The organism is Hymenobacter frigidus (genome assembly GCF_014640435.1).
In the GTDB taxonomy this organism is placed as follows: Bacteria; Bacteroidota; Bacteroidia; order Cytophagales; family Hymenobacteraceae; genus Hymenobacter; species Hymenobacter frigidus.
Map to the genome: position 1 here is coordinate 113,643 of NZ_BMGY01000005.1, position 16,477 is coordinate 130,119.

21 protein-coding genes are annotated in these 16,477 nt (G+C 57.7%); 9 read left to right on the forward strand and 12 right to left on the reverse strand.

Going from position 1 to position 16,477, the window contains the following annotated elements:
- The first annotated feature begins 2 nt into the window (after positions 1-2).
- The 3 genes from IEW17_RS04110 (at position 3) to IEW17_RS04120 (ending at position 2,212) form a co-directional block, all read left to right on the forward strand.
- Positions 3-890, forward strand: a complete 888-nt coding sequence (locus IEW17_RS04110; RefSeq protein ID WP_188560754.1) for a hypothetical protein — start codon at positions 3-5, stop codon at positions 888-890.
- Positions 891-995: 105 nt separating this feature from the next.
- On the forward strand, positions 996-1,535 hold the full coding sequence (gene dcd, locus IEW17_RS04115; protein WP_188560755.1) for a dCTP deaminase: 540 nt from the start codon (positions 996-998) through the stop codon (positions 1,533-1,535).
- A 131-nt stretch (positions 1,536-1,666) separates the two neighbouring features.
- The gene (locus tag IEW17_RS04120) at positions 1,667-2,212 is read left to right on the forward strand and encodes a DUF4890 domain-containing protein (RefSeq protein ID WP_188560756.1); all 546 of its coding nucleotides are present in this window, start codon (positions 1,667-1,669) and stop codon (positions 2,210-2,212) included.
- Between the two features lie 99 nt (positions 2,213-2,311).
- On the opposite strand, the gene gldC is transcribed toward IEW17_RS04120, so the two are convergent.
- Positions 2,312-2,647 (reverse strand): gliding motility protein GldC, encoded by a 336-nt coding sequence (gldC, locus tag IEW17_RS04125; RefSeq protein WP_188560757.1) that lies wholly within the window; start codon positions 2,645-2,647, stop codon positions 2,312-2,314.
- 120 nt (positions 2,648-2,767) lie between these two features.
- The gene (gene dnaN, locus IEW17_RS04130) at positions 2,768-3,892 is read right to left on the reverse strand and encodes a DNA polymerase III subunit beta (protein ID WP_188560758.1); all 1,125 of its coding nucleotides are present in this window, start codon (positions 3,890-3,892) and stop codon (positions 2,768-2,770) included.
- 151 nt (positions 3,893-4,043) lie between these two features.
- On the opposite strand from dnaN, the gene IEW17_RS04135 reads away from it, so the two are divergent.
- Together IEW17_RS04135 and IEW17_RS04140 are read left to right on the forward strand one after the other, a co-directional pair.
- Entirely contained in the window at positions 4,044-4,223 is a 180-nt protein-coding gene (locus IEW17_RS04135) for a hypothetical protein (protein WP_188560759.1), read from the forward strand.
- Positions 4,211-4,504, forward strand: coding sequence for a type II toxin-antitoxin system RelE/ParE family toxin (locus tag IEW17_RS04140; RefSeq protein WP_188560760.1), 294 nt, complete (start codon positions 4,211-4,213; stop codon positions 4,502-4,504). Before IEW17_RS04135 ends, IEW17_RS04140 begins: the two co-directional genes overlap by 13 nt.
- Here the strand turns inward: IEW17_RS04140 and IEW17_RS04145 are convergent.
- The 5 genes from IEW17_RS04145 to IEW17_RS04165 all read right to left on the reverse strand — a co-directional run bounded on the left by IEW17_RS04145 (position 4,501) and on the right by IEW17_RS04165 (position 9,013).
- On the reverse strand, positions 4,501-4,761 hold the full coding sequence (locus IEW17_RS04145) for a hypothetical protein (protein ID WP_188560761.1): 261 nt from the start codon (positions 4,759-4,761) through the stop codon (positions 4,501-4,503). The genes IEW17_RS04140 and IEW17_RS04145 overlap by 4 nt on opposite strands.
- 43 nt (positions 4,762-4,804) lie before the next feature.
- Entirely contained in the window at positions 4,805-6,535 is a 1,731-nt protein-coding gene (gene gldG / locus IEW17_RS04150; RefSeq protein WP_188560762.1) for a gliding motility-associated ABC transporter substrate-binding protein GldG, read from the reverse strand.
- Positions 6,535-7,260 (reverse strand): gliding motility-associated ABC transporter permease subunit GldF, encoded by a 726-nt coding sequence (gldF, locus tag IEW17_RS04155; RefSeq protein WP_188560763.1) that lies wholly within the window; start codon positions 7,258-7,260, stop codon positions 6,535-6,537. Before gldF ends, gldG begins: the two co-directional genes overlap by 1 nt.
- Before the next feature lie 150 nt (positions 7,261-7,410).
- A complete protein-coding gene (gene gldA, locus IEW17_RS04160; protein ID WP_188560764.1) occupies positions 7,411-8,319 on the reverse strand; it encodes a gliding motility-associated ABC transporter ATP-binding subunit GldA in 909 nt (302 codons plus the stop codon).
- Between the two features lies 1 nt (position 8,320).
- Positions 8,321-9,013: an SDR family oxidoreductase gene (locus IEW17_RS04165; RefSeq protein ID WP_188560765.1), complete on the reverse strand. Its 693-nt coding sequence runs from the start codon at positions 9,011-9,013 to the stop codon at positions 8,321-8,323.
- Between the two features lie 43 nt (positions 9,014-9,056).
- Here IEW17_RS04165 and IEW17_RS04170 point away from each other — a divergent pair, with 43 nt between their 5' ends.
- Positions 9,057-9,839 (forward strand): GIN domain-containing protein, encoded by a 783-nt coding sequence (locus IEW17_RS04170; protein WP_229748800.1) that lies wholly within the window; start codon positions 9,057-9,059, stop codon positions 9,837-9,839.
- Between the two features lie 220 nt (positions 9,840-10,059).
- On the opposite strand, the gene IEW17_RS04175 is transcribed toward IEW17_RS04170, so the two are convergent.
- Positions 10,060-10,785, reverse strand: a complete 726-nt coding sequence (locus IEW17_RS04175; RefSeq protein ID WP_188560767.1) for an SDR family oxidoreductase — start codon at positions 10,783-10,785, stop codon at positions 10,060-10,062.
- Positions 10,786-10,885: 100 nt separating this feature from the next.
- On the opposite strand from IEW17_RS04175, the gene IEW17_RS04180 reads away from it, so the two are divergent.
- Both IEW17_RS04180 and IEW17_RS04185 read left to right on the forward strand, forming a co-directional pair.
- Positions 10,886-11,617 (forward strand): MlaE family ABC transporter permease, encoded by a 732-nt coding sequence (locus tag IEW17_RS04180; RefSeq protein ID WP_188560768.1) that lies wholly within the window; start codon positions 10,886-10,888, stop codon positions 11,615-11,617.
- Between the two features lie 99 nt (positions 11,618-11,716).
- The gene (locus tag IEW17_RS04185) at positions 11,717-12,532 is read left to right on the forward strand and encodes an ABC transporter ATP-binding protein (RefSeq protein ID WP_188560769.1); all 816 of its coding nucleotides are present in this window, start codon (positions 11,717-11,719) and stop codon (positions 12,530-12,532) included.
- 78 nt (positions 12,533-12,610) lie between these two features.
- Here the strand turns inward: IEW17_RS04185 and IEW17_RS04190 are convergent, their stop codons facing one another.
- The 4 genes from IEW17_RS04190 to IEW17_RS04205 all read right to left on the reverse strand — a co-directional run bounded on the left by IEW17_RS04190 (position 12,611) and on the right by IEW17_RS04205 (position 15,956).
- Entirely contained in the window at positions 12,611-13,132 is a 522-nt protein-coding gene (locus IEW17_RS04190) for a YfiT family bacillithiol transferase (protein WP_188560770.1), read from the reverse strand.
- Between the two features lie 133 nt (positions 13,133-13,265).
- Positions 13,266-13,892 (reverse strand): bifunctional nuclease family protein, encoded by a 627-nt coding sequence (locus IEW17_RS04195; protein ID WP_188560771.1) that lies wholly within the window; start codon positions 13,890-13,892, stop codon positions 13,266-13,268.
- A 221-nt stretch (positions 13,893-14,113) separates the two neighbouring features.
- Positions 14,114-15,091 carry an electron transfer flavoprotein subunit alpha/FixB family protein gene (locus IEW17_RS04200; protein WP_188560772.1) on the reverse strand — a complete coding sequence of 326 codons (978 nt, stop codon included), beginning with the start codon at positions 15,089-15,091 and terminating at the stop codon, positions 14,114-14,116.
- Between the two features lie 124 nt (positions 15,092-15,215).
- Positions 15,216-15,956 carry an electron transfer flavoprotein subunit beta/FixA family protein gene (locus tag IEW17_RS04205; protein ID WP_188560773.1) on the reverse strand — a complete coding sequence of 247 codons (741 nt, stop codon included), beginning with the start codon at positions 15,954-15,956 and terminating at the stop codon, positions 15,216-15,218.
- 152 nt (positions 15,957-16,108) lie between these two features.
- Between IEW17_RS04205 and IEW17_RS04210 the strand changes: the two genes are divergently transcribed.
- On the forward strand, positions 16,109-16,447 hold the full coding sequence (locus IEW17_RS04210; protein ID WP_188560774.1) for a tetratricopeptide repeat protein: 339 nt from the start codon (positions 16,109-16,111) through the stop codon (positions 16,445-16,447).
- Positions 16,448-16,477 lie beyond the last annotated feature (30 nt).

The window sequence follows — 16,477 nt, forward strand, 5'->3', positions numbered from 1 at the left end:
CGATGTTAAAACTACGCCTGTTAAGCTTTTTTCTGCTCCTCACGGCGCTCGCTCACGCCGAAACGCCGGCCCAGGCCAATAAGCGCCTCTTCGACAAAACCATTGATGAGCTGAACTTCCGGACCATGGAAACGGTGTACGATAAGTCGTTCACCCGGGGCAAGTTTCCGCTCACACTGCGCACTGCCGCCGCCCGCCGCCAGTTCGACGGTTTCGGTAGCAATGCTGGCCTCAAGCAGCTGTTTCTGAACTACAACGGCATTGCCGAGCGCTACAAAAACCGCTTCGGCAACGGCCCTATGACGCTGGCTGAGTTCGAAAATCAACTCAAATCGGTGCTGCTGGATAAAAATTTCGAGTTCTTTATTCACAACCTGCCGCGCGATGAGCGGGTGGCCCTGGTGCGCGCCGAGCAGCGGCTCATTCAGCAAGCTACTGCTCAGTTCAACGCCTCGGGAGCCGAAGAAACAGCCGCCATCCCGCCCGCCGACATCGATGCCCAGCCCGAAGCGCCCGTCACGGCCCCGCTCACCACGCACGATGCCGACAACAACGAAGCCGCTCCGGCCGACGAAGTACCCCTGACCAGCGCGCCCACTGCCAGCCTTGGCCCCGCCGCGGCCCACGACTGGCTCGACTACTTCACCCTGCTGCTGAGCCTGACCAGCGTGCTGCTGCTGGCCCACCTCATCATCAACGTGGTGCCGGGCCTCAGCCGCCGCATCAACAATCTGTCGGCTGACCCCGAGCCGGAGCCCGAGCCCCGCAGTCTGGCCAGCCGCCTGCGCCCCGCTCGTTCGCCCGGCCTGCGTGAGGACCGGTACGAGGACGACGAGGATGACGACGAAACGGAACGTGCCCAGCAGCCCCACCGCCACGACGACGACTAAGGCTTAAGTGACAATGCCTCTTGTCTGCTCGTCATGCTCATCTGGCGTACGCCAAATGAAGCATAACCATTGCTTTTTTATTCAGCTACCCCTTCACCACCACCCATGATTCTTACCGACCTGCAAATCCTCGCGGAAATCGAGAAAGGGGCCATCGTTATCGAGCCCTATGACCGCAGCTGCCTGGGCACCAATTCCTACGATGTGCACCTCGGTAAATACCTGGCTACCTACCGCGACGAGGTGCTGGATGCCCGCAAGCACAACGAAATCGATACGTTCGAAATACCCGAAGACGAAGGCTTTGTGTTGCAGCCCGGCAAGCTTTACTTGGGCGTGACGCAGGAGTACACCGAAACCCACGCCACCGTGCCCTTCCTCGAAGGCAAGAGCAGCGTGGGCCGCTTAGGTATCGATATTCACGCGACGGCTGGCAAGGGCGATGTCGGCTTCTGCAACCACTGGACGCTGGAAATCAGCGTATCGATGCCCGTGCGGGTATACCGCCACATGCCCATCGGCCAGCTGATTTACTTCACCGTGCAAGGCGACGTAGCCATGCTTTACAACCGGAAGGAAAACGCTAAATACAACGAGCGGACCGATAAACCGGTGGAGTCAATGATGTGGAAAAACAAATGGTAGCATATTCTGCCAGCCCTATATCACGACCATACACCCGAACCGGAACCATCATTTCTCCGTTTAATCGGGTAACCGGCTGGTTTGCTACTGGCCCGGTCCTTGCGTAAGTGCGTACCGTAACCCCTACGACGATGACGAAAAAAACAGCTTTTGCTTCCCTGATACTGGCCCTTTTGGCTGGAGCTGCCAGTGCCCAGCAAGCATTCCCCAGCCCCGTTGCGGTGCAGGATAAAACTCAATCGAGTCCTCGCCTAAACCCCATCGAAGCTCGCGCCGACCGCTTGAGCAACAAAATGGTGCGCGACCTCCGCCTTAATAATTACCAAGCCACCAAGCTCCGGGTCATCAACGCCGAGAAAGTCGCCAAGATGGCGGCCATCGAGCGTAAAAATGCGGGTAATCCCAAGCTCATTGACGAGCAGTGCAACGGCGTTTGCAAAGAGCGCGACAAGGAGTTCCAGGATTTTTTGAGCACCGACCAATACAGCGCCTACTTTGGCTCCCGCGCCACCTACTACCAAGCCGATAAGGACTACGCCAGCCAGTCGGCCAGTATTCTGCTTACTGACGCCGTGCAAAATCCCGTTCCTGCACGGGCCAACAATGCCTCGGTAGCCCCGGCCCGCACCAAGCCGGTGAATCGGCCCGCTGGTAACCTGGGCCGCAACGCTCGGTAAACGACTTCAGACCCGGTTCTTCCCGTGCCGCGTCAACACAGAAAAGGCCCCGTTGGTTATTTCCAGCGGGGCCTTTTCTGTGTTCAAACAGGTTCATTCCTAGCCATTCTGCTCCTGCCGGTCCAAATAGTCTGACAGCTCTTTGCAAAGCGCCCGCATCTTGTCAGCCATTTCCTTATCGTTGGTCGCCGTCACGATGTTTTCCGCCATCGAGCCGATGTTGTCTACGCAGAAGCGCTTCATTTCATCAATCGGCATGTCCTTGGTCCAAAGGTCAATTTTCATGGTGCCCACCTGCTCCCGGTCCCACAGCGCAATATTAATGGCCTTGGCAAAATGGATATCCGGCCCCGCATCGGTAGCCGACCAACTGATGGCCTCGGGCACCTTATTGTCGTCGAGGGCAATGCTGAAACGGATTTCTGATTTTTTCATATTGGGCAAAAATGTGTCATCCTGAGCGCAGCGAAGGACCTTATCATATTAGAACGGATTTCGTTCAGTTGTGATAAGGTCCTTCGCTGCGCTCAGGATGACAGTTGTTAAAGTTAAAAATTAAACGTAGTTGTTCAACATTACGGGCATTACCAGCATCAGGATGCTTTCGTTATCGTCCGGCGTAGTGGGCATGAGCAAGCCGGCGCGGTTGGGTGTACTCAGTTCCAGGGTGATTTCCTCGGAGTCAATGTTCGAGAGCATTTCAAGCAGGAAGCGGGCGTTGAAACCGATTTCCATGTCCTCGCCGTCGTACTGGCAGGTGAGGGTTTCCTTGGCTTCGTTGCTGAAATCCAGGTCCTCGGCCGATACCACCAACTCGGAGCCGGCCAAGCGCAGGCGCACTTGGTGGGTGGTCTTGTTGGAGTAGATGCTGATACGGCGCACCGAATTCAACAGCTCGGCGCGGTTGATAATGAGCTTATTGGGGTTGCTCACCGGAATCACGTTCTCGTAGTCCGGGTAGCGCTCGTCAATCAGGCGGCACACGAGGCGCATCTGGTTGAAGCTGAAGTAAGCGTTGCTCTGGTTGAACTCGATTTTTACCGGCGTAGCCTCGGAGGGCAGCGTGCCTTTCAGCAGGTTGAAGGCTTTGCGTGGGATGATGAGGTTGGCGGTTTGGCCGGCGCCCACGTCCTGGCGGCGGTAGCGCAGCAAGCGGTGCCCATCGGTAGCCACGAAGGTCACTTGGTTATCAGCCAGCTGTACCAGAATGCCGGTCATGGCCGGGCGCAGCTCGTCGGTGCTCACCGCGAAGATGGTTTTGTTGATGGCCCGCGCCAGCGACGACGACGGCATCTCAATTGGCGAAGAACCCTTCACCACTGGCACGCGGGGAAAGTCGGCGGCGTTCTCGCCGGCCAACTTGTAGCGCCCGTTGGCCGAGCTGATTTCGATGGTGTACGTTTCCTCGTCCAGCGTGAAAGTCACGGGCTGGTCGGGCAGATTCTTCAGGGTATCGAGCAGGATGCGGGCCGGCGCGGCGATGCGGCCAGTGTCGCGGGCCTCCACGGGCAGCTCAGTAATCATGCTGGTCTCCAGGTCGGAGGCCGTGATGGTGAGCTTGCCGGCCTCAATCTCAAAGAGAAAGTTCTCCAGAATGGGCACCACAGGGTTGTTCGTAACCACGCCGTTGATGCTTTGCAGCTGCTTGAGCAGCGCGGAGGAGGAGACAATGAATTTCATGGTGCGAGGCTAGGGCTAGGAATAAGGGAGGGCAAAGATACGGGGTGGGGTTGGGCTTTGGAAGGGCGGGCGGGATTTGTGAACGGCTACTCCGGCAATGCCGTTTCTTTGAGGATAGGATGTACATTTAATAGACTAAACCACATGCACCATGACTAAAGAAGAAGTAATTGAGGCAATGAATACATTGCCCGAAAAGTTTGACCTTGATGCCTTGGTTGAGCGCCTTATCTATGTTGAGAAAGTTGAAGAAGGCTTTGCGGCAATCGAGCGCGGAGAATCCAAGACGCACGAAGAAGTGAAGGAGTTGGTAAAGTCATGGCGCAAATAATCTGGTCGAATCCGGCAATCGAGGATTTGCACCAGTTGCGCGAATTTTATTCGCAGTTCTCCGAAGGCTATGCTGACCGGCTTATTGATAAGCTGATTGCGCGGGCGGATATTCTGATAAACTTCCCGCAGAGTGGCCGGATGGCCCCGCAGTTCAAGGACGGATTTACGCGAGAGTTGGTAAGTGGCGATTACAGTATTATTTACCGCATTCAGGATGCTGATACGGTTACTATCTCTCGGATTCAGAATAATTCGAAGCCGCTTACGAGGCTGAATTAACCGCGCATCCAGCTCATAATTGGCGTTACGATTGCAAGAATTACCAGGCCTGCCATTGCCAAGGCTAGGAGTGCAGCTATTGTATTCAATATGATGACTTGGCCGACGTTGGCGTAGCTATTTTCATATTTACTCGCCAACTCCCTTTGCACGCGCACTTTATTCCGGTAACGGAGAAATAAATATGCAAAGCCAATTGGTGCGAGCAGTAAAAAGGCAAGGACTTCCCCGAAGATGGCGCTGAATATTTCTTCCATGAGGTGCGGAATGCAAGCCGGGTAGGTAAATGGAGCTACTGAGTTACCCGCCAAACCCCGCATACCGCCGCTTGCGCCGCCACGCCCGCACGGCCCCGAAAGCCCCCAGCAGCACCAGCGGCGCACCGAGGTTCAGCAGCTGCCAGCTGCGGCGCTGTTCGGCCAGTTTCACTTTGTCGAGGGGGCGGAGGGTGATTTGTTTGCCGCGCACGGCGATGAGGCCGGTTTCGTCGAGCAGGTAGTCGGTGGCGTTCAGCACCAGCTCGCGGTTGGCGAATTCGGTGTTGGCGAGGCGGTCGAAGCCCAGGCGGTAGGGGTTGCCGGTTTTGGGGTCGATTTCAGAGCGGATAAAGTCGCCATCGGCCATTACTAGGACTTTGCTGGGCTTGGCGTTGGCCGGCTTCTCGGGTTGGAACTGCAGGGTGCCTGGCCGGGCGCGGTTGGCAAAGAGTGAGCTAAACTGGCCTTCGAGCAGGTAGCCCACCGGCTGGAAACCCTTCTGGTAAAGCTTGGGATTGGGTTCGAGGCGGGCGTCGTTGAAGTTGATGGGTACTGGGGCGGGCAGCACGCGGGTGTAGCGCGAGGTGCTGAGCAGTGCGGTTTTGCGGATGCCGGTGGCCTTCACCGTGTCGAGGTTGCCGGTGAATTTGAGGTACACCGCGTCGAGGTTGCGGGTGATGGGGTGCGGGCTGAACTTGTTGATGAGCGGGTAGAGCTGCCAGGGCATGGGCTCGATTTTGGGCTTGTTGCCGTCCATGCCGGTCACGAGCGGGATTTGGCCGCTGTTCAGGTCGAGGAGCAGGTTCTGGTTTAGGCGCAGGCCGTATTTGAAGAACAGGTCGTCGAGGTTGAGGTCATAAGGCGTGGCCAGCGCCACGCCGTTGCGGGTCACGCTGTCGAGGTCCACGCGCAGGGCATCGACGAAGAATAAGGCTCGGCCGCCCTGGGTGATGAACTGGTCGAGCTTGAACTTGTCGTCTTCGGAATAGGGCGTTTTGGGCTGGGCCACCACGATGGCATCGAGCGCGCTCAGGTCTTTTACTTTGCTGAGCGTGACGCGGAATACGTCGTACTGCTGCTGCCAGCTGCCCAGCATGTCACCGGCCTGCACGTTGGTCAGCTCGCCGTGGCCTTCCACCACGCCAATGCGCTTGCGCAGGGCCGGTACCAGCGTGCGGATGGTGCTGGCCAGCTCGTACTCCAGGCCTTCGATGCTCTGGTTGAGGCGCACGTCGGCCGGGGCGGCTTGGTTGCCGCGCAGTAATAGCACGGGTTTGTCGACCGCGCCCACGCTCACTACGGCGTAGGGAAAGATGATTTTCTCGACGCGCTTGCCATTTTCGGTAGCGCCGAGGTTGGTGGGTTTTAGCCCTTTTTTGAAGAGGGATTGATAAAACTGGTTGCGGGCGGCTTCGGTGCTGCCCGCGCTGGGGTCGATAAAAATGTAGTTCAGGTTGGCCCCGCCGTATACCTGAAACTCGGTCAGGGTTTCGCGCACGCCCTGCTCCAGGCGGCGGAAGGCAGGCGGGAAATCACCCGTGAGGTACACCGTGACCGTGACCGGCTGTTTGAGGTCGCGCAGCAGCTTCTTGGTCGCATCAGACATGGTGTAGCGCTTCTCCTCCGTCAAATCAAGCCGAAAGAAGAAGCGTTGGGCAATAAAATTGAACAGCAGCAGCCCGCCGAGAATAGCGGCAAAAGTGAGTAAGTCGCGCCGCTTGCGCGAGGCGGGCACGGGAACTTCAATTGGCGAATTAGTCAACGTATTTTCCATTACCAATTTCGGCTCCGTAATACCAGGCGGGTTGCCTGCAAAGCAATGGCTACCACGCTGAAGAAATAAACTAGGTCCCGCGAGTCAACCAGGCCCTTGCTCAAGTCGCGGTAGTGCGCTGCGATTCCCAATTGACTTACATAATAGGCCGAGCTGCCCTGCAGCACCGAAGCCAGCGAATCGAAACCCGAATAAATCAGAAAACACCCCACCACCGCGACCAGAAAGGCAATAATCTGGTCGCGCGTGAGGGCCGATGCCAGGATGCCGATGGCCGCGAACACCGCCGCCAGCAGCGCCAAACCTAAATAAGAACCCACCGTGGCGGCCGAATCAATATTTCCCTCCGGGCTGCCCAATTTGTACACCGAGAAGTAATAGAGCAACGTCGGAATTAAGGCCAGCAAAGCCAGTAATAAACAGGCTAAATATTTACCACCAATAATCTGTCCATCCGTCAGCGGACGGGTTAATAATAATTCAATTGTACCCGCCTTTTTTTCTTCCGCAAACGTGCGCATCGTGATGGCCGGAATCAGAAACAGGAATATCCAGGGAGCCAGCGAAAATAGCGTTTGTAAGTCGGCGTAGCCGTAATCGAGCACGCTGCTATCGGGGAAAACCCAGACGAACAGGCCGGTTGCAATCAGAAAAACTCCCAGCACCACATAGGCGACGGGAGAATTTAGGAAAGCGTTAAATTCTTTTTGGAGGATTGTAAGCATAGTATCTGAATGTCATGCTCATCTGGCGTCCGCGCAGCCGAAGCATTTCTACCGCGTGAATAATTAATTAGTATTGAGGTAGAGATGCTTCGACTGCGCGGATGTCAGATGAGCATGACGTTCTTTTTTGGTCGTTCTGTTTAATCGTTCTTACTTCGTCAGTTCCCCAAACACCTCTTCCAGGCTCTGGTGCTCCTGCCGCAGCCCCAGCAGTATCCAGCCTTCTTGCCCGGCCAGCCGCGACACGGCGGCGCGCACATCGGTGCCGGGCGCGGTGCGCAGCAGCACCGCGCCGTCGGGGGCGGCCTCTACGTGGCGCACGCCGGGCAGCTTGGCCAGCTTGGTCATTTCCACCGCGCCTTCAAACTCGGCGCGAACCACGGTTTCGCCGGCGGCGCGGGCCGCCAGCTCGGCCACGGGGCTGTCGGCCACCAGCTTGCCCCGGCTGATGATGAGCACGCGGGAACACAGGGCGGTGACTTCGGGCAGAATGTGAGTGCTGAAAATAACGGTTTTGTCTTCGCCCACTTCGCGGATGAGCTGGCGGATTTCCAGAATCTGGTTGGGGTCGAGGCCGGTGGTGGGCTCGTCGAGAATGAGCACGTCCGGGTCGTGGATGAGGGCCTGGGCCAGGCCCACGCGCTGCCGATAGCCCTTGCTGAGCGCGCCGATTTGTTTGTTCTGCTCGCGGCTCAGGCCCACGCGGCGCACCAGCTCGGCCACGCGGGTGCGCAGGCCGGAGCCCCGCAGCCCGTGCACCGAGCCGATGAATTCGAGGTACTCGTGCACGTACATATCGAGGTAGAGCGGGTTGTGCTCGGGCAGGTAGCCCACGTGCCGACGCACTTCCAGGCTATTGGCCAGCACGTCGTAGCCCGCCACGCGCACGGTGCCCGCGGTGGGAGGGAGGTAGCCGGTGGCAATCTTCATGGTGGTGCTTTTGCCCGCGCCGTTCGGCCCGAGGAAACCCACGATTTCGCCCTTGCCCGCCGTGAAGCTGATGTTGTCCACGGCGTTTTGAGTGCCGTAGGTTTTGGTCAAGTGCTCAATTTCTACCATATTATTTGACCTGCGCCGGACGTAACTGAATTTCGGAAATCATGGTCGTGTCCGGGGCTTCGATGGCGTGCACGATGGCCTCGGCCACAGATTCAGGTGTCATTTTATACGGGTCAGGTTCAGCGCCTGGCTCGTTGCCATTGAAGTTGGTTTCGACGGAGCCGGGCATGACGCAGGTAACCCGAATACCGGCTGGCCGCACTTCTTTAAATAAAGCATCGGAAAAGCCGCGCACCGCGAACTTCGTGGCGCAGTAGCCCGCCATGCCGGCCGTGCCCGCCGTGCCCGCCAGCGAAGCCACGTTGATGATGTGGCCCAGCTGCTGCTTTTTCATCTGGGGCAGCACGGCACGGGTGCAGAGGAAGGTGCCCAGCACATTGGTGTCGAACATCGTTTTCCAATCGTCGACTTTGAAGCCGTCAATATCACCCATTATGCCTAGGCCGGCGTTGTTCACCAGCACGTGAATTTCGGGACCTAGCTCACGCTGGGTATTGGTGAAAGCTTCGGTAATGGAATGCTCGTCCTGCACATCACATTCGAAGAACTGAAACCGGTCGTGGGTTAAGCCCTCGGGGGCGGTGCGGGCCCAGCCGGCCACGGCGGCCCCACGCTCGAGCAGCGCTTCGACGGTGGCGCGGCCAATTCCTTTGCTTGCGCCGGTCACGATGGCAACTTTACGGGTGAGGTCCATTTATCTTTGGGAAAAGTAAGGAATGCAAATGCGCTATACGAGTTTGCGGCCGCAAGTTAGCGGCCTGGGGTGGTTTGGGGGGCGGCATGCGCTGGCCCGCGCCGGTGCAGTAGTGGCCCTACTGGCCGGAATGACGGCCTGCGGTCCCGGCCACGGGGCTGATTGCCTGAAAAGCACTGGTGCAATTGTTACCCATCGGCGCGAGGTTGCCGCCGGCCTGGTCACCGTAACAGCCTACGATAACGTGGACCTGCGCCTCGTGCAAGATACCCAGACCTACGCCGAAGTGCGGGCCGGCGAAAGCCTGATTGACAACATCACCTTCACCCGCAACGGCAACAGCCTTGAAATTGCCAACACCAGCCGTTGCAACTGGGCCCGCAGCTACGACACGCCCCGGGAAGTGACGTTGCACGTGCCGCGCATGACCAACGTGTTTTTGCGCGGGCAGGGAAATATCAGCACCGTTGGCCAGTTCCGGCAAGACACCATTTTTTTTCACTTAATCGGAGCCGGTGACTACGACCTCAACGTGCAGGCCCGCCAGCTGTTCCTGGACCAGTACGAGCTGGGCGATATTAACGTAAGGGGCTCAGCCGAAGAAATGAACTTCACGCTGGGCGGCTCCGGCCGGCTGTTCGCGCAAGGGTTGGCCTTGCGCCGCTGCTACTTCACCATGACGCGCGACAGCGACGGCAACGCCCGCGTGCGCGCCACTGATGCCGTGGCCGGCACCGTGGCCGGTAATGGCACCCTGTACTACGGCGGCCCACCGGCCTTCACGGATATCCGCGTGACGGGTAAAGGCGGTAAGAAGGCCGAATAGATTAAAGACTTGTTCCGTAACAGGAAACACTGAGAAAAATTAGCGGTCATGCTCATCTGGCGTCCGCTTGTCGAAGCATCTCTACCGAACGACACCCAAACGATGCGGTAGAGATGCTTCGACAAGCGGACGCCAGATGAGCATGACGTTCCATACATACGCTTGCTGATTCAGGAACAAGTAGTAGCGACTGTCATGCTGCGCTCCACATCGCAGAATATTACCCCAAATCCCCCAGCTGCGGGCGAATCAGCAGTTCCTCGACCACGGCGTGGGGCGACAGCGAGAAAGCTGAAAATATAGCTTCTGCTACGTCTGCGGCTTGCACGAACCGCTCGGGGGGTAAGTCTACGCCGGCCCAGCTAGCCGTGAGGGTGGGGCCGGGCAGCACGGCGGTCACGCGCACGCCGCTGGGCTTCAGCTCTTCGCGCAGGTTTTTGTTGAAGCCCAGCAGCGCGTGCTTCGCAATGCCGTAGGACCCGCCGTTGGGGTAAGCCATGATGCTGGCCGTAGAGCAAATATTGAAGATGTGGCCCCGGCCGCGGGCAATAATGCCGGGCAGCAGCGGCAAGGTCACGTCGTAGGCACTGAGCAGGTTCACGGCCAGCATCTGGCGCAGCTGCGAGCCATCGAGGGGTTCGTCCTGCAGGCGGCCGGGCACGAAAGCTCCGGCGTTGTTCACCAGCACCTCAATGGGCAAACCCAAGGCCAGCACGAAAGCTGCGAAACGGGCGCAGTCTGCGGGGAGGCTGAGGTCGGCGGGCAGGGTGTGCAGCACGGCTCCGGGAACATCGACGGCCAGGGCGGTTGTGAGGGCGGCCAAGTCGGGGGCCGAGCGGGCGCAGGTGACGACGGGGTAGCCGGCGCGGATAAACCGCGCCACTACGGCCTGACCGATACCTTTGCTGCCGCCGGTCACGACAATTAAATTTTCGTTGGTTTGCACTGTATTTGCGTGATTTTACGTAAGGTGGCGGGTTGCCTACTTTGTTGCCGGAACCAACACCATTGCCAACTTACGGTTTTTATTCTTTTAGTTATTTTCCATGCTTAAAACTCTTGGTTCGTTCGTCCTCTTCATGCGCGGCATGGTCACGCGCACCGAGCGGTTCAGCGTCCTGTGGACTCGCACCATCGACGAAGCCATGCTCATCGGCGTCGATTCGGTGGTTATCGTGTCCATTGTGTCCGCTTTCATCGGGGCCGTAACCTGCGTGCAGATTGCCTACAACCTCACCAATCCGCTCATTCCGCAGTCCACTATCGGCTACATGGTGCGCGAAATGACCATTCTGGAGCTGGCTCCCACCATCACGAGCATCGTGCTGGCGGGCAAAGTGGGCAGCAGCATCGCCGGCGGTCTGGGCACCATGCGCATCACCGAGCAAGTATCGGCGCTGGAGGTCATGGGCATCAATTCGACGTCCTACCTTGTGCTGCCGCGTATTCTGGCGGCCCTGCTCATGTTTCCGCTGCTGGTTATTTTGGCCATGTTGCTTTCCATTCTGGGCGGCTACCTGGCGGGCACCCTCACCGGCGTCATGACGGCCCAGGACTATATCGAGGGCATTCGCACCGATTTTATCCCTTACAACATTGTGTTCGCCCTCATCAAGGCCGTGGTGTTTGCCTTTCTGGTCTCGGGTATTTCCTCGTTCAAAGGCTATTACACCACCGGCGGGGCCCTCGAAGTGGGCGCGGCCAGCACCGGCGCAGTTACCAATTCCATCATCGCCATTCTGCTGGCCGATTTTGCCCTGGCCGCTTTGCTTCTTTAAGGCCACGAGTGAACAGGTGAATGAGCGGGTGATAAATCCATCATTTGGCTCCGAATTCATCCATTCATTCGCTCATTCACCCATTCACTCATTGAATTCATGATTGAAGTATCCAATATCGAAAAGTCATTTGACGGTACGCCCGTGCTCAAAGGCATTTCGTGCGTGTTCGAAACCGGTAAGTGCAACTTGTTGCTCGGCGGCTCGGGCACGGGCAAGAGTGTGCTGCTCCAGTGCATTGTGGGCCTGATGAAGCCGGATATCGGCTCTATCACCTTCGACGGCACGGTGTACACCAACAGTAAAATCGATATTCGGCAGGAAATCCGGCGCAAAATCGGGATGCTATTCCAGGGCTCGGCCTTGTTCGACTCCATGACGGTAGCCAAAAACGTGGAGTTCCCGCTCCAGATGCTGACCCCTGAAATGACGCCCGAGGAGCGCCGCGACCGGGTCGAATTCTGCCTCAAGCGCGTGGGCCTCGAAAATGCCGGCAATAAAATGCCCGCCGAAATTTCGGGCGGTATGAAAAAGCGCGTGGGCATTGCCCGGGCCATCGCCCCGCAGTGTACCTACCTGTTTTGCGACGAACCCAACTCCGGCCTCGACCCCGCCACCAGCATCAAAATCGACAATCTAATTAAGGAAATTACCCACGAATACGATATTACCACCGTCATCGTGACCCACGACATGAACTCGGTGATTGAAATCGGTGAGCACATTATCTTCTTGCACCAGGGCAAAAAGCTCTGGGATGGCACCAAAGACGAAATTCTGAACGCCACCGTACCTGAGCTGCGCGACTTTATTTTCAGCAGCAGCCTCGTACGGGCCGCCAAGCGCATCGATGACGAAACCGAAGGTGGAATCTCTGCCTTCGCTGAAGAAAGCGAAGCCGGCGGCGGCATCTGAGTACGCATTACAAATAAAGAATAAATCAGAACGTCATGCTGAGCGAAGCCGAAGCATGACGTTCTGATTTTGTGCTCGTTAGCCTGTTGGAAGCAGTAATTTCAAATGCGCCAGATGGTGCTGACCATGCCACGCGTACATGGCCAGCGCTTGGTCGAGGGTGAAGGTGCGCTTGGTGGCGGGGTGATAGAACGTGCGCTGCCACTGCGCATCGGTGAGGTGCTGCAGCAGCGTAACCCAGCGCGTATGCAGGGCCTCCAGCAGTGTGAGCGAAATGGTGATGGGCGTGGCGGCTACATCGGGCAGCTCGGCCCAGGCTTGTTCGTCGTAAGGGCGCACGGTGGGGTTGTCCTCCGTCAGGGCCAGCCGGTAGCGGAAGTAGCAGTTCATGTGTGAGTCGGCGAGGTGGTGAATGACCTGCCTACCCGTCCAGCCGCCGGGGCGGTAGGGGCGTTGCAGGCCTTCATCGCCCACTTCTTGCACTGTGGCCGTGAGTTGGGTCGGCAAGTCAACCAGCTGTTGAATGAGGGCGGTACGCTCGGCGGTGGTCAGGGGGCCATCGGGCAATTTGGCGCGGCCAATGGGGAAACTGAGGTCCATGCGGTTGAATTAAAAATTAAAAATGAGGAGTTAAAAAAGAGGAATTAAAAATCAAAAAAAGGCTGACCGAATAAGAGTAAACTCCTAGCCTGTCAGCCTTTTTAATTTTTAATTCCTCATTTTTAATTTACTCCTACCCGTTGCGCTTATTGAGCTCGTCGCGGATTTTGGCGGCTTTCTCGTAGTCTTCTTTTTCGAGGGCCTGGGCTAGCATTTTGGTTAATTCATCGAGCGACACCTGGCCGCTGGGCTCACGCGGCTCGGGCGTGACCCGTGCGGCGCGGGGCGAGTCGTCATCCTCGTCTTCATCATCTTCTTCGGCGTTGCCTTCAGTGTCGGCTTCGTCGAGGTCAGAGAGAATAATGCCGGCTTCGCTGAGCACACTCTCGACCGTGAAGATGGGCACCCCGAAACGCAAACCAATGGCAATCGCATCGGAAGGCCGGGAGTCGATGTCAAATGTGGTGGCTCCGTCGGAACACACGATGCGCGAGTAAAACACGCCCTCCTTGAGGTCGGAAATCACCACTTCCAGAATCACCACGTGCACGTGCTCGGCAAACGATTTGAACAGGTCGTGGGTCAGCGGGCGGTTGGGGCTGATTTTTTCGATTTGAATGGCAATGCTTTGCGCTTCAAACATGCCGATGATGATGGGCAGGCGGCGGTTGCCGCCCTTCTCGCCCAGAATCAGCGCGAAGGAACCAGACTGCGACTGGCTGGACGAAAGGCCCAGGATTTCAAGCTGGATTTTTTTCAAGGGGATAAAGTAAACTGGGTGTCTGGATGCTTAGGATAAGGTGGGAGGGCCCGTAAGCAGGGCAAGGCAGCTGTTAAGAATGTGCAAATAAAGAAAAGTCCTGCCATCTGCCGCTAAAATGCCCAAAAATAACTCCCAAGGCTAGAAAAGACTTAGGGACTCAAGCCTTGGCGTTCCTGCGAATGCCACGGGCCTAAGTCCCCAAATACGTTTATTCAGGCTTAGCCCAGCGCCTTTACGGCCGCTGTTAGCTTGGGCAATACGTCGAAAACGTCGCCAACGATGCCGTAATCGGCCGCTTTGAAGAAAGGAGCCTCCGGGTCTTTGTTAATAACCACAATCACCTTGCTGCTATTCACGCCGGCCAGGTGCTGGATAGCGCCCGAAATGCCGCAGGCAATGTACAGGTTCGGCGATACCGTGATGCCGGTTTGGCCCACGTGCTCGTGGTGAGGGCGCCAGTCCACGTCCGATACGGGCTTGGAGCAGGCGGTGGCTGCGCCCAAAGCTTTGGCCAGGTCCTCAATCAGGCTCCAGTTCTCGGGGCCTTTCATGCCCCGACCGCCCGAAACTACGAGGTCGGCTTCGGGCAGCAGCACGCCGCCGGCTTGGTCCTGCATGATTACCTGGGTAGGCGCGTCGGCAAAGTCAGCATCGGTTAGTTGGGCGGCGAAGGTGCTTACCTCGGCCGTTTTGCCGGCGTCGTGCTTGGCTTCGGTCGAGTTTTTCTTCACGGCGATGATTTTGCGGTCGCCGCTCAGCGCCACGTCCGAAAACGCTTTGCCGGAGAAAGCTCCGCGCTTCACCACGAACTGGCCGCCCTCCGTTTTAGGCAGTTCCACTACGTTGGTGGCCAGGCTGGCCTTCAGCCGCACCGACAGGCGCGAACCCACGGCCGCGCCAATGTTGGAATTGGCCAAAATGATGATTTTGGCCTGCTCCTGCTCGGCTGCCGTGGCAATGAGCTTGGTGTAGGCATTGTTCACGAAATCCTTGAGGCGCGGCTCGGCGTCGTGCAGCACTTTCGTGATGCCCTGCTCGCCCAGCTTGGCCAGGTTGGCCGCGTTGGCTTCGCCCACGGCAATGGCTGTGGCGGTGGTGCCCAGCATCGCGGCCACCTCGGCTCCATACGAGGCCACTTCCAGCGACGACTTTTTAACTTCGCCGTCGGCGCATTCAACTACAACTAATACAGACATGATTTTTTCTTTTTTGTCATCCTGAGCGCAGCGAAGGACCTTATCACGCTCGCGCCACTGAGTTAGTTAAAGCAAACGAAAGCAGCCGTGATAAGATGCTTCCTTCGTCAGCATGACAGACGAATTAAATGACCTTGGCTTCGTTGCGGAGCAGCTTAATCAACTCGCCGGCATTCTCGGCGTCGATGAGCTTTACGCCCTGCTTCTTGGGGGGCAGCGCAAACTCGGCCACGGTGGTGCGGGCGGGCTCGCCCACGGCGGGCACTACTTTCAGGGGCTTGGTGCGGGCCGTCATAATGCCGCGCATGTTGGGGATGCGGGGCTCGCACATGGGCTGCTGGCACGAAGCGACGAAGGGCGTGTTGACGGTCACGATTTCCTTGCCGCCTTCAATTTCGCGCTCCAGGGTGGCGACGTTGCCGCTCATATCCAGCTTCATGGCCGGGGCTACCGTGGGGATGCCCAGCATCTCGCCCACCATGCCGTGCACCTGGAAGCCGTTGTAGTCAATGCTTTCCTTGCCCATCAGAATCACATCGTAGGCACCTTCTTTGGCGATGGCGGCAATCTGCTCGGCCACGAAGTAGGCGTCCTGCGGCGCGGCGTTGACGCGAATCGCATCATCGGCGCCAATGGCCAGGGCCTTGCGGATGTTGGGCTCGGTATCGGCTTCGCCCACGTTGAGCACCGTCACGGTACCGGCGCCGGCAGCTTCTTTCAGCTCAATGGCGCGGGTGAGGGCGTATTCATCCCAAGGGTTAATCACGAACTGGACCCCAGCCTTGTTGAACTCCTTGTTATCGGGCGTGAAGGTGATTTTGGTGGTCGTGTCGGGCACGTTAGAAATACAAACCAGAAACTTCATCTAAACGGGGTTTGGGTGGCAAAATCAAGAGGAATGCTGCATGCATAACAACCTGTAGGAACTAGGGGCACGCGGCGGCAAAATTGAGGGCAACCGGCAAACGGTAGAAAAGCCGCAATTTTGCCCCAAAGGTAAACAAAACTCCCTCCCTGATGAACACCCCGCCCACCCGTTTGCAGCAGTTGCTGGCATTCTACGCCGATGACCCGACCGATGCCTTCACCATCTACGCCCTGGCCACGGAATACCGCGCCCTGGAGCCCGAAAGGGCGTGGGAGTATTACCAGAAACTGCTGACCGAACACCCTGACTACGTGGGTACCTATTACCACGCCGGCAAGCTGTTGGAGCAGTTCAATAAGAAGAACGAGGCCGAAAAAGTTTACCAAACGGGCCTGACCGTGGCCCGCAAAGCCGGCCAGCAGCACGCCGCCAGCGAATTGCGCCAGGCCCTGAACAGCTGCCTGGGGCTGGACTACGAAGACGAGTAGTCTGCGCCGCGCCGGTTGGGGCTCAGCAAA